12 protein-coding genes are annotated in these 12,315 nt (G+C 63.9%); 5 read left to right on the top strand and 7 right to left on the bottom strand.

What is annotated here, in order from left to right; genetic code table 11:
- The 6 genes from HMPREF2757_RS08355 to HMPREF2757_RS08330 all read right to left on the bottom strand — a co-directional run bounded on the left by HMPREF2757_RS08355 (position 1) and on the right by HMPREF2757_RS08330 (position 6,010).
- Positions 1 to 945, bottom strand: coding sequence for an ABC transporter permease (locus tag HMPREF2757_RS08355; RefSeq protein WP_070575220.1), 945 nt, complete (start codon positions 943 to 945; stop codon positions 1 to 3).
- A gap of 9 nt (positions 946 to 954) precedes the next feature.
- A complete protein-coding gene (locus tag HMPREF2757_RS08350) occupies positions 955 to 2,568 on the bottom strand; it encodes an ABC transporter substrate-binding protein (protein WP_083304192.1) in 1,614 nt (537 codons plus the stop codon).
- A gap of 205 nt (positions 2,569 to 2,773) precedes the next feature.
- A complete protein-coding gene (locus HMPREF2757_RS08345) occupies positions 2,774 to 3,217 on the bottom strand; it encodes a thioesterase family protein (RefSeq protein ID WP_070575217.1) in 444 nt (147 codons plus the stop codon).
- The gene (locus tag HMPREF2757_RS08340) at positions 3,214 to 4,272 is read right to left on the bottom strand and encodes a 3-hydroxyacyl-CoA dehydrogenase NAD-binding domain-containing protein (protein WP_083304191.1); all 1,059 of its coding nucleotides are present in this window, start codon (positions 4,270 to 4,272) and stop codon (positions 3,214 to 3,216) included. The genes HMPREF2757_RS08345 and HMPREF2757_RS08340 overlap by 4 nt, the downstream gene beginning before the upstream one ends.
- A gap of 16 nt (positions 4,273 to 4,288) precedes the next feature.
- A complete protein-coding gene (locus HMPREF2757_RS08335; RefSeq protein ID WP_070575213.1) occupies positions 4,289 to 5,176 on the bottom strand; it encodes a beta-keto acid cleavage family enzyme in 888 nt (295 codons plus the stop codon).
- Between the two features lie 246 nt (positions 5,177 to 5,422).
- Entirely contained in the window at positions 5,423 to 6,010 is a 588-nt protein-coding gene (locus HMPREF2757_RS08330) for a GNAT family N-acetyltransferase (RefSeq protein WP_070575209.1), read from the bottom strand.
- A gap of 106 nt (positions 6,011 to 6,116) precedes the next feature.
- Here HMPREF2757_RS08330 and HMPREF2757_RS08325 point away from each other — a divergent pair, with 106 nt between their 5' ends.
- The 5 genes from HMPREF2757_RS08325 (at position 6,117) to HMPREF2757_RS08305 (ending at position 10,662) form a co-directional block, all read left to right on the top strand.
- On the top strand, positions 6,117 to 7,001 hold the full coding sequence (locus HMPREF2757_RS08325; protein ID WP_070575206.1) for a DUF5926 family protein: 885 nt from the start codon (positions 6,117 to 6,119) through the stop codon (positions 6,999 to 7,001).
- Positions 6,998 to 7,942: a prephenate dehydratase gene (gene pheA, locus HMPREF2757_RS08320; RefSeq protein ID WP_070575203.1), complete on the top strand. Its 945-nt coding sequence runs from the start codon at positions 6,998 to 7,000 to the stop codon at positions 7,940 to 7,942. Before HMPREF2757_RS08325 ends, pheA begins: the two co-directional genes overlap by 4 nt.
- A 103-nt stretch (positions 7,943 to 8,045) precedes the next feature.
- Positions 8,046 to 9,047 (top strand): methionine ABC transporter ATP-binding protein, encoded by a 1,002-nt coding sequence (locus tag HMPREF2757_RS08315; protein WP_070575200.1) that lies wholly within the window; start codon positions 8,046 to 8,048, stop codon positions 9,045 to 9,047.
- Positions 9,044 to 9,799 carry a methionine ABC transporter permease gene (locus tag HMPREF2757_RS08310; RefSeq protein ID WP_070575197.1) on the top strand — a complete coding sequence of 252 codons (756 nt, stop codon included), beginning with the start codon at positions 9,044 to 9,046 and terminating at the stop codon, positions 9,797 to 9,799. Before HMPREF2757_RS08315 ends, HMPREF2757_RS08310 begins: the two co-directional genes overlap by 4 nt.
- Before the next feature lie 44 nt (positions 9,800 to 9,843).
- Positions 9,844 to 10,662 carry a MetQ/NlpA family ABC transporter substrate-binding protein gene (locus tag HMPREF2757_RS08305; protein WP_070575194.1) on the top strand — a complete coding sequence of 273 codons (819 nt, stop codon included), beginning with the start codon at positions 9,844 to 9,846 and terminating at the stop codon, positions 10,660 to 10,662.
- A 129-nt stretch (positions 10,663 to 10,791) separates the two neighbouring features.
- Here the strand turns inward: HMPREF2757_RS08305 and HMPREF2757_RS08300 are convergent, their stop codons facing one another.
- Positions 10,792 to 12,315, bottom strand: a complete 1,524-nt coding sequence (locus tag HMPREF2757_RS08300) for a serine hydrolase domain-containing protein (RefSeq protein WP_070575191.1) — start codon at positions 12,313 to 12,315, stop codon at positions 10,792 to 10,794.

Genomic DNA, 12,315 nt, shown 5'->3' with positions numbered 1-12,315 from the left:
TCACTTCCTCAGCTTCGGGTTGGTGACGATGCCGACGATGTCAGCCAACAGGTTGACCACGATGTACACAATTGCCACGAGCAGCGTGATGGCCTGGACCACTTGGACGTCGCGGTAGGTGACCGCATCGATGAGAGCCTGTCCGATGCCCGGGTAGCGGAAGAGGAACTCCACGACTACGACACCGCCGGCCAGCCAGGCCAGCTGGATGGCGATGACCTGGGCAACCGGCCCAATGGCGTGTGGAACGGCGTGGCGCAGGATGACAGTGCGTTCAGGCACGCCTTTGAGCCTTGCCATTTCGACGTAGCCGGAGTCGAGAACTTCCGCCATTGTCGCCCGCATCATGCGCGCAATATAGGGCGCGACGACGAGCGCCAGGGTCAGTGTGGGCAGGATGAGCTGCAGCGGCAGGTGCCACACCGGGGTGCCGGGCGGGGACATTGTGACTGCGGGCAGGATCGGGAAGACAGTTGTTGCGAAGATCGTGATGAGGCCGACGCCGACGACGAACTCCGGCATGGCCGCAAGTACAAGTGTGACCCACGTGATGGCCGAATCGCGGCGCTGGCCACGGTGGATGGCCGACACAATGCCGAGGAACAGGCCGACCGGCACGGAGACGACGGCGGCGAGCACCATGAGGATGATCGAATTGCCAATCCGCGGGACCAGCAGCTGTGAGACTGGTCCTCCCGTGGCGGCCGAGGTTCCGAAGTCGCCGGTGAACAGGCCGCCCAGCCACAGGAAGTACCGGACGATGGCCGGTTTGTCGAGGTCCATCTGCTCGCGCAGCGCTGCAAGCCTTTCCGGTGTCGCCTGCTGGCCGAGGATGGCCCGCGCGGGGTCGCCGGGCAGCAGGAGGGTGGCTGCGAAGATGATGATGGAAATCGCCAACAGTACGAAAACGCTGATGAGCAGTCGTTTGAAAATGAGCTTTGCCATGGTTTCCGCCTACGCTTTCGCAATCCAGACATCGCGGAACCGGAAGCTCGACAGGGGGATGCCGGTTGCGCTTTCGGTGAGTCCGCCGACGTACTTCTGGTAGGCGTCGACCTGATTGGCGAAGCCCCAGATGATGTATCCGCCTTCTTCGTACTGCTGCTTCTGACCTTCCTGCACGATCTTCCTGCGCTTCTCCGGGTCGGTTTCAGCCTGGATTCTCTTGATGATGTCGTCTGTCTTATCGCTGGCCCAGTTCGTTTCGTTGAACGGGGAATTGTCCATGAGGCACTGGTCGGCCTGCGGGGCGAAGTTGCGGGTGTACCAGAACGACTGAGCGAAATCCCATTTGAGGTAGTTGTCGCCGAAGAACGTGGTGGTGTCTACGCGGCGAATCTTGACGGTGATGCCGGCGTCGCGGGCCTGCTGAGCGAAGACCTGAGCGGCTTCGACGGTCCCGGACTGGATGGGGGCGGTGACGAGCTCAACCGTGAGCCCGTCGGGATAGCCGGCCTCAGCCAACAGCTGCTTGGCCTTTTCGACATCGCGGCGGCGCTGCGGAAACTGTTTGGGGTAGTCGGGGTCGTAGACGCCGAACATGTCGTTGCCCACCTGGCCGAAGCCGGAGAGCACCTGGTTGATCATCTGCTCGCGGTCAACTACCAGGCGGAAAGCCTGGCGGACGCGCTCATCGTCAAAGGGCTTCTTGTCCACGCGCATGGTGAAAGGCAGCCACATGCCCGTTTTGGAATTGAGGAGCCTCATCCGCTCATCGGCTTCGATCACCTTGGCCAGCGACACGGGGATCTGCGCGACGCAGTCAACCTGATTCGACAGCAGCGCGTTGATGACGGCATCGGTGTCGTTGAAGTTCAGCAGCTCGATCTCATCCAGGTGCGGTGTGCCGTCCCAGTAGTGCGGATTTCGCTCCAGCACGGTTGAAAGCGCCGGTTCAAAGGACTTGAGCATGAACGGGCCGGTCCCCACGGGGTTCTCCGGGTCGTAGTCCTTCGGCACGATTGTGGTGGTGTAGCCCGACATGGGGTCGTCGAAGATGCTGTTGGGCTCTTTGAAGTGGAACTCGACCTCGTAGGGACCCTTGGCCTTCATGAAGTCCAGGGTTGCCAACACAGCGGCGCTCGTCTTGGGGTCGTCGGGGTTGCGAATGCGCTCGTAGGAGGCGATGACGTCTTCAGATGTCATTTCCCGCCCGTCGGAGAACTTCACGCCTTCGCGCAGCTTGGCGGTCCACACCGTGGCGTCGTCATTCGGTTCGACCGAGGTTGCCAGCCGGTACTCGACTTCGTAATCAGGCCCGCGCGAGAGCAGGCCCTCATACATGTTGTGCATGCGGCAGATGTCGGTGGTGTTGACGGCCACGTGCGCATCCACGGTGTCGGCCGATGTCCCGCCGGTCAGTCCCACCCGCAGTCTGCCGCCCTTGACGGGCTTCGACAGGTCGAATTCTGGTGTAGCGCTCACTCCGCAGGCGCTCAGCAGGCCAGCTGAGCTCAGGGCGGCGCCGGTGCCCAAGAGCTGCCGGCGGCTGAACGTGCGGTCGGTGTGCGACCGCGAAGCAGCTTCCCGCGAGCGAGCAGCCGGAGATGTGCCGTTGTCGTGCGCCATTATCCGCCTGCTTTCGAAAAGTTCGGGTTACCTTGGTGCGAATCACGGTAACACCATCGTGGTGCAACGGCGACGCGAATGTTGAAAAGCATGCGCGAGAAAAACGCCCCCATCAGCTGTTTGAGCTGATGGGGGCGCTGCTGGCGGCAACTGTCGGCCAAAGGCCGAATCTGAAGATCAGGCCAAAATTAGGCCCGTGGGTTCATCACATGGAGATCGAACGTCCCGACCATGCGGGTGCTTCTTCGATCAGCGGCTGCAGGCGTTCAAGCACTTCGGTGGGGAAGTCGACGGCACGGCCGGCCTTCTGATCCACGTGCAGGCACATGACCTCCTCCGTGAATAGAACGTCCTCGCCGTGCAGCATTTCATAGGCGATGTGCAGCTTCTTGCCGGCGGCGCCGATGATCCGCGGGCGGACCTCGACCTGTGCTCCCAGGCCGATCTCCTGCAGGTATCGCAGGTGAGTCTCAACCGTGTAGAGCGAACATCCTGTGGTCTTCCGGTAGTCCTCGTTAAGACCGATGTCGATCATGAGCTGGTCCGTGGCGAAACCGCAGATGAGCACGTAGTATGCCTCGGACAGGTGCCCGTTGTAGTCGATCCACTCCTGCTTGATCTCCGTGCGGTACGGGGCGATCGCCGTCATTCGTCCTCCTGGGTGTCGTTGGGTGAGCCCAACAGGGCCTGCGCGGCACCCGCGGCACCCGCGGCAGCCGCGGCGGCGCCTCGTTCGCGCCCTCCCGGATAGGTGTCGCGGATGTCCTGAATTGCCCGGCGCACGGCAATGATCGAGGCGTCGCGGGCCTGCACGAGTTCATTGAACGTGCGGGCGTCGATTTCCTCGTTCGAACCTTCGACCACCATGTCTCGCAGACGGTCTGTAAGCTCGGGTGCTGTCAATCGGGTCCACGGGCTCAGCAGCGACGGGCCGAAGTGGTCGAGCATGTGGGCCATGCCGCCCTCACCGCCTGCCAGGTGGAAGGTGAGCATCGGCCCCTGCAGCGGCCAGCGCAGGCCCGGGCCGTCGGTGATCGACAGGTCGATCTGCTCGACGGTGGCTTCGCCTTCGTTGACCATGTGCAGAGCTTCGCGCCACAGGGCCTCCTGCAGGCGGTTGGCAATGAAGCCGGGAACCTCGCGGTCCATTTTGATGACGGACTTGCCGATCGCATCGAACCACTCGGCAGCCCAGTCGACAGCCTCCGGCGCGGTTTCCTCGCCGCCGACCACCTCGACCAGCGGAATGAGGTACGGCGGGTTGAAGGGGTGGCCCACAACCAGACGAGATTTGTCCTGTGCCTTCTGTGCCATGTCCGTCATCGAATAGCCCGATGTGGACGAGCTGATCACGGCATCCGCATCCGAGAAGCGGGCAATATCGGCCAGCAGGTCCTGCTTCATGTCGAGGACTTCCGGTGCGGACTCCTGGACGAAGCCGGAACCGGCCAGCGCTTCGGCAAGGTCGGTGTGGACAGACCAGTTGGCCTTGTCCGCACCCGGCTGCAGGCCGAGGGCTTCAAGGGCAGGCCAGGCGTTGTCGATCAGCCGCTCAAGCTTTTCCGGGGCGTCCGGGGAAGGGTCCCACACTTTGACGCTCAGTCCGCGGGACAGGAAGTACGCGGCCCAGCCGCCGCCGATCGTTCCGGCGCCGACGCACGTTACCTGGGTGATGTCGTCAATTCGGCGCAGTGCGATTGTCATCTGAGAATCAGCCCCCTCAGCGCTTTTCGAGGCCGAGAATTTCGCGGGCCTCGTTCGGGGTTGCCACGGAAGCGCCGAGCGATTCGATGATCGTCACTGCGCGGTCGGTGAGCTGGGCGTTGGTGGCCTTGACTCCGCGGGACAGGTAGAGGTTGTCTTCGAGTCCCACGCGGACGTGGCCGCCGGCCAGAACCGACTGGGCGACCCACGGCAGCTGGTTGCGGCCGATGGCAAAGCTGGTGAACACCGAGTTCTTCGGCAGCAGGTCGACCTGTGCATCCAGCAGTTTGCGCGACACCGGAGCTCCGTAGGGGATGCCCATGCACAGCTGGTACATGGCGGGGTCATCCAGCAGGCCCTCTTCGTACATGACATTGGCAAACCACAGGTTGCCGGTGTCGAAGATCTCCAGTTCAGGCTTCACTCCGAGTTCGCGGATGCGGGCAGCGCCTTCGCGCATCATGTCCGGGGTGGAGATGTAGATCTGGCTGCCTTCGCCGAAGTTCAGGGTGCCGCAGTCGAGCGTTGCGATCTCCGGACGGAGCTCTTCGACGTGTGTGAGCCGGGTGGCCTGGTTGACCAGGTCGGTGCCGTCAGCGAACTGGGTGGGGTTCTGCGGGTCGAGGACCACGTCCCCGCCCATTCCGGCGGTCATGTTGATGACGGGGTCGACATCGTCGGCTTGGCGCACCAGGCGCAGAACTTCGCGGTAGAACTCGGTTTCGCGCGAACCCTGCTTGGTCTGCGGGTCGCGTACGTGAATGTGGATGACAGATGCGCCGGCCCTGGCGGCTTCGATGCCGGACTGGGCGATTTCTTCGGGGGTGACCGGAACGTGTTCGGATTTGCCGGCGGTGTCGCCGGCTCCGGTCAGGGCGCAGGTGAGGATGACATTGTGATTCATGGGAACTCCCTTGTCTGATCTGGTGATGGTGGTCGGCTGATCAGGCGGAGTGCTGCTGTGCCCGCCTGCTCAGTGAAAGCGCGGCGGGGATCCGTACGGAAAGCCCTTGACGATATCCATGACTTCACCCTCCCAAGCCTGGGGGAGGGTTGCAACCTGTTTCTGAACGTGTGGGCGGCCCAACGCGCCTGCCGCTGTGCGGGTGGGTCTGCTGAAAATCACGAGGCGCCGGTTGGGCGGCTCTGCTCAGGCGACTTCGCGGAAGGTCAGGCAGGGTTCGTGGGCGGTCTTCGGCAGGAGGCTGCCCATCATTTCGTCCACTGCCTGCGGGGTTTCGGTTCCCGGTTCCCACACCTGGAAGCCCGCGCGGTGGAAGAACGTGGCGCGCTCCTGGGGGATCTGCGCAATGAGCCGACAGCGGGTCGGAAGCCCCGCCTGTTTGAGAATCTGCGGGGCCATGCCCAGCAGAACCGTGCCCAGGCCTTTGCCCCGGAAGTCCGGGTCGGTTGCCAGGCCGCGGATGAAAAGCGCCGTGGCGGTGTGGTTCTGTTCGCCGTCGGAGCTGAAGTCAACCGCTGTGACAACGAGTGCTGCAACGATCTCGCCGTCTTCGTTGAGCGCTACGAGGCCGGCGTCCTGGTCGCCCACGTGGAACGGCACGAGCGTCTTCGAATCGGGCTTGGGTGTTGGCGCAAGACCCGTGATGAGCGCTTCGACGTCGTCGCTGAGTTCGGGTGTGAGCAGCTCGAAGGTGAAGCTGGCCGCCATGAGCGCTTCCGCGTAGCGGCGGTGTCGGGCGGCGACCTTATCTGCCTGCAGTCCGGGGTACAGCATGCCTAGAGCGTACGGCGTGGCCCATGCCCAATCGGGCAGGGCCTGTCCGTGGGCTCTGAGCGCCCAGTGGTATAAGCGGGACCTGCGCACACGTAGACTGTGCGGCATGGGAAAGAAGTCCAGGAAGTCATCAAAAGACGTCATCGCCAAGCGCCTTGCGAAAGCTCAGGCCGCAGCTTTTGTGCCCCGCCCCTACGAGGGTCTGCCGTTCGAAGTCGACATCGTCAGCCTCAAAGAGCTTGTCCCGGCGGCAACCGCTGCTGCGAAGCTCAAAGATGAGTTCGGAGGGGACGAAGTCCTCATCGCCTCGCTGCTGCCGTCCGCCTGGCAGGCACACAAGCGCCACGACGGCGTGATCCTCGGCGGACTCCAGGTCCCAGTGTCCAGCCCCGACCCTTCGCGCGATCTCGCCGCAGCCCTGCTGGAAGTCAAGGACATGGAGCCCGGCGGTTTTGTCGGAGCCACCAGCAGCCCCGGAACTGGGCCGCGCCTGCAGGACATCCTCGATCTTGACGCTCCGTTCAAGGTGCGCGTGCACGAAACCTTCGACTACTGGATTCCGCAAGACGGTTCGCTTGATGACGACGAAGACACCCAGGCGGCAATCGAACAGGCCAACAACCTCATCAGCCCCACCGACAAGCTCGTCGAAGCCGAAGGTGCCTACTGGACCGAAATGGGCGACGGCCGCTATGTCCGCTGGGCGATCGGCGAGGACGAAGACACCGTCATGGACGCCCTGGCTCGCCTGCACGCAGACGGCAAGAACACCCTCGGCGGCATCGGCCGTTACCTGGGCACCTTCCGCACGCAGGGCATCGTCATCCCGGTGTGGGAAGTAGGCGCGGATGTCACAGCCGATGACGTCGATGCGGTCCTGGGCGACTTCGCCGAACTTCTCGCCCAGGCGCTGAAGAACACCGAGCCGCTGAGCGCAGACGAGCGCCGTGCGCGCGCCGGAGTTGTTTCGCGTCAGCTGACCATCCGATGACAGACACCCTGCGCTTCGGCTTCCTGGGCCCGGCCGCAACCTTCACGGAGGCTGCGCTGTTGCGCCTAATCGCCCAACGCGGTTTTGCGAACGCGCAGCGCATTCCCGCAAACAGCGTGGACGAAGTGCTTGCGGCAGTAGCCGCCGGTGAGCTCTCCGGGGCCGTTGTGCCCATGGAGAACTCGGTTGAGGGCGGCGTGCCCGCCACACTCGACGCCCTCACCCGACACGGGGAGCTGCAGATCGTGGCAGAAACCCTCATGGATGTCCGCTTTGTGCTCGCAGCCCGGCCCGGAACGCAGCTGAACGACATCACGGCCTTCGGCACCCACCCCCACGCGGAAGCGCAGACTCGCGGATGGACGGCCAAGCACCTGCCCGGCGCCGCATATGTGCCGGCTTCAAGCACCGCTGCGGCTGCCCGGGCGACAGCAGACGGTGACGCCGACTACCAGGCCGCCGTGTGTCCGGCACTGGCCGCCCAGCGGTACGGGCTGAATGTGCTCGCCGAGAACATCGGCGACCGCCACGACACCGTCACCCGCTTTGTGCTGGTGCGCAAGCCCGCCGCGATGCCGCCGGCAACAGGGGCGGACAAGACGACGATCGTCGCCGCACTGGCATCCGACCGGGCGGGATCGCTGCTCGAACTGCTCGAACAGTTCTCCACTCGCGGAGTCAACCTCGCCCGCATTGAATCGCGGCCGACCGGTGACGGGCTGGGCCTCTACCAGTTCTCCCTCGACCTTGTCGGCCACGTGGCCGAACCGCGGATTGCCCAGGCGCTCGCCGGTGTGCACCGGCTGGCCCGGCGCGTTCAGTTCCTCGGCTCCTATCCGGCGGCGGAGACATCGGTCGAACCGGTAGACCCGCGGATGACGGCTGAGCGCTTCGAAGCGGCCGAAGCGTGGGTCGAGGAAATCCGCGCATACCTCAGCTGATCAGCGGAAACAAAAATGTAATTCACGCCACAGCGCTGTCTCAAACCGTCACATGATTTCATGCAGCGGAATCCGGTAGTCCACAATCGTCGCCGGAGGTTTCATGATCACAATTGACGGTGTCAGCCGCACCTACGGCAGCGGAGAATCCGCAGTCCACGCGCTGCGCGATGTTTCGCTTCATGTTGAGCAGGGCAGCATATTCGGTGTTGTCGGCCAGTCCGGCGCCGGAAAGTCCACGCTTCTGCGCTGCGTCAACGCGCTCGAACGCCCAGACACGGGGACCGTGACAGTCGGCGAGCACCCCATCAGCTCCCTGCGCGGCCGTCGCCTGTCAGAGGCACGCCACGACATCGGGATGGTATTCCAGCACTTCAACCTCGTGGGCAACCGCACCGTGGCAGACAACGTCGACTTCGCCCTCGAAGCGGTCGGCCAGCCGCGAGCCAAGCGCCGTCAGCGCGTCGGCGAGGTTCTCGAACTCGTCGGCCTGTCACACAGGGCCGACCACCACCCGCGCCAGCTTTCAGGCGGACAGCGGCAGCGCGTCGGCATCGCCCGCGCACTGGCGGCAGAGCCCAAAGTGCTGCTCAGCGACGAAGCCACAAGCGCACTGGACCCCGAAACCACCCGATCGATTCTCGATCTGATCAAAAAGCTCAGCGTCGAACTCGACCTGACCGTCCTGCTCATCACCCACCAGATGGACGTCGTCAAGCGCATCTGCGATTCCGCGGCTCTTATGGAAGACGGTGCGGTGCAGGAAACGGGAACCTTACCGGAGCTCATCACCTCTCCCGGCAGCCGGATTGCCGACGAACTGTTCCCCGTCGGAACCTACGCGCCGATTGACGGACACGAAATCGTCGACGTCACCTATTTCGGCAGCGAAGCCACCGACGGTGCGGTCGTCAAACTCGCCCGCGAACTCGACATCGACGTCTCAATTCTCGGCGCCGCGCTGGAAACCGTTGACGGCAAGCAGGTCGGACGCACCCGCCTGGCTGTGCCCGGCGACGCCCGGCAGGCCCAGGCGGTCGTCGACAGTTTCCACGCGCGCGGACTCACAGCGTGGCGTGCAGGCCAGCAGGGAGGTACCGCATGACCGACATCAACAACCCCGCCTTCTGGCCGGAGCTTTTCCGAGTTCTGTGGAAAGGCACCCAGGAAACCCTGTTCATGGGTTCGGTGGCGATGCTCTTCACCCTCCTGGTGGGGCTGCCGTTGGGCATTGTGCTCGTCGCAACGGAAAAGGACGGCTTCCTCGCCGCGCCGTTCGGCCAGCGCTGGCTCGGCGCGATCATCAACTGGGTGCTCGGCTTCGTCGTGAACGTCGGCCGCTCGGTGCCGTTCATCGTGCTCATGATCGCGCTCATTCCCACAACGCGCTTTGTCATGCAGGTGCTCACCGGCCGGCCCACGTTCATCGGCACGGAGGCCGCGACCGTCCCGCTGACGCTGGTTGCGATCCCGTTCTTCGCCCGCATGGTTGAAATTGCAGTGCGCGAAGTCGATCCCGGCCTGCTGGAGGCCGCCGAATCCCTCGGTGCGTCCAGGTGGCTGACCATCCGCCGCGTCATCATGCCCGAAGCAACCCCGTCGATCATCTTGGGCACGGCAACCACACTGACTTCGATCATCAACTTCTCGGCGATGGTCGGCACCGTCGGAGGCGGCGGCCTAGGCCAGGTCGCGATTTCCTACGGGCACCAGATGTACTCGCCGATCCACATGATCGCCGTCATCATCATCCTGTTTGTGCTGGTGCAGATCATCCAGACGGCCCTGAGCTTCGTCGCCAAGCGCTACGGGCGCGCCAAACCCCGCCACCGTGGCTTCTTCAGCCGGCAGATCTGACAGCCTGCAGACAAACACACAGAAAAACCCACCTAAGGAGAACAATGAAGGTATCGGCTCGTCGCGGCATCATCGCCGCAGTCGCTGCTCTCAGCCTCACCCTGTCGGCCTGCGGCGGCGGTGCACAGAATGCGGAAGACGCATCGCTTGACACCCCGCTGAAGGTCGGAGCGCTTGCCGTCCCGGCCGGTAAAATGCTGACCTACGTGGCGGAGAACCTCGCCGAAAAGGAAGGCATTAAGGTCGAGTTCGTCGAGTTCAACGACTACAACACCCCCAACCCGGCGCTGGCCGACGGTTCGATTGACGCGAACCTGTTCCAGCACCAGGACTTCCTTGACACCTACAACAAGGAAGCCGGCGGCAATCTCGAATCGGTCGGCGAAATCTACCTGCCGGCCGCGGCTTTCCACTCGAAGAAGCACAAGTCGCTTGACGAACTTCCCGACGGTGCTGTCGTGTCGATCCCGAATGACCCGACGAACGAAGGCCGTGCTCTCGAACTGCTGCAGGACGCCGGCGTCATCAAGATTGAGGACGGCGCGACCAAGCCCGACGGCATCACTGAGAACAAGAAGAACTTCAAGTTCCAGGAAGTCGACAACGCGAGCCTGCCCCGCACCCTTGAAGACGACGATGCCGCATTCGTCACCTCGTCCTATGCCATCCCGGCAAAGCTGACGAAGGACACCATCATCGCGTCTGAAGAAGAGGGCTCGAAGTACTACAACGTGCTGGCCACCCGCCCTGAGCTCAAGGACGACGAGCGCATCGAGAAGCTGCACAAGATCCTGACCTCACAGGACATGGCGGACTTCATCAACGAAAAGTGGGACGGCCTCATTCTGCCGAACACCAAATAAGACTCACGCTGCACACAGCGGCACAAGGGGCCGCGGGAGGATCACAGGATCTTCTCGCGGCCCCTGTTCTGTGCGCACGGACCGGGGTGGGCCGTGCTCGGACCGGGTTTGGGCCGATTGTCAGTGCGGTCAGTGCAGGCGGATGCTGAGCCCCTGGATCTGCTGGTAGGGGTTGAGCGTCATGGTCACGGTGCGGCTTCCGGCTGCTCCGGTGACGGTCCACTGAGCTGACGAGGCGCCGGTGAACCGGGGCTTGATGCTCGCCTGTTCGATGTCTCCCGTGTGTTCGCAGGCTGCGGCCCATGCTGCAAGGCGCTCTCGGCGCGGCTGGTCGAGGTCGACGTTCATGGAGAAGACGCTCTCAGCCGCACTGTCGTCACCCGTGCGGATCATGTTTTCGGCGATGCGGGCCAGTTCCAGAGCACGTTCGTCGGGCAGGAACTCAGCGACGGACCGAACGGGGACAACTCGTCCGGCAGCAGGTCCGGTGGGGGTCGCAGTCGGCGCTTCTGAGCGCGGCCATGCGCGGTTGTCGGGATCTTCGCCGCGCTGGACTTCAAGCCCGGCTTCGAGTGCTTTGGAGGTGACGGCTTCCGTGGGGTAGCCGGTCAGCGCGGTGAAGAGAATGACCCCGGTGCGGCTGGCCGCGTGCCACCGCATGTGCAATCCGAAGCCGGGATAGCCCCCGGAGTGTCCGGCGAAGCTGCCGTAGCGAGTGTCGAAATAGCACCGCAGACCCAGACCGTAGCCTCCGCTGACCGCGAACTGCTCGCTTCCCTCCGGCCCGGTTGCAGATGTTCCGTGCGTGATCTCCATGGCTCGCACCGGCTGCTGCTGGTCAGCCAGCACTCGCCGCCACAGCCGTGCTCGCTGTGGCGTGTCGTCGCCCGTGGCGGCGGCAAGAGCCCGGAACGCCGCATCGTCGCCTTCGGGGCTGAGGGCGTCGATGTGGGCGCGCACCCACACCGAAAGATCATCCACGGTCGAAGCCAGCCCGCCGATGGCAGAGAACGCTCCGGGCAGCGAAACGGCCTGCGGTTCGAATTCACCGTCCCGGTTGCGCCGGTATCCCGTGACCAGGCGGTCGGCATCGAGCCTTCGGACATCAAAACCAGATGACGTCATGCCCAGGGGTGTGAGGAAAACATCGTCAATCAGCTGTGCGAACGGCTTCTGCGCGGCACGTTCGATCACGAGGCCGGCAACCGCGTAGCCCAGATTCGAGTAGCGGTAGGCCGTGCCGGCCGGGAAGTCGCGAATCGCAGGTTTGCCCAGAAGTTCAGAGAAGTCCTCGGCAGACATCGACTCCTGGCGGTCTGCCCACGGGTCATCCGTGGGCAGACCCGAAGACATCCGCAGCAGATCGTCGATGACAGCGTCCTCAGCCCACCCGGCATCGGCCAGTTCGGGCACCCAGTCGAGGACAGCATCGTCCATTCGCACCGGCTTGCCCGGAACGAGCCCCCGGACCAGACCGGTCAGGGCAGCCGCCGTGAACGACTTCGTGATCGAGGCGACCCGGAAGATGCGGTCCCGGCCGTCGACCTCGTGCAGCTGGCCGTCCGAGATGATTCCGAACGCCGTTTCCGGCACGCGCGCGGTTTCACGGCGAATGGTGTCGACAATGGCTTCGCGTGCAGTGGGCGAAAGCAC

Source organism: Brevibacterium sp. HMSC063G07, from assembly GCF_001810665.1.
In the GTDB taxonomy this organism is placed as follows: domain Bacteria; phylum Actinomycetota; class Actinomycetes; order Actinomycetales; family Brevibacteriaceae; genus Brevibacterium.
The sequence above is the reverse complement of the archived record's forward strand: the minus strand, read 5'-3'. Positions and strand labels throughout refer to the sequence as shown.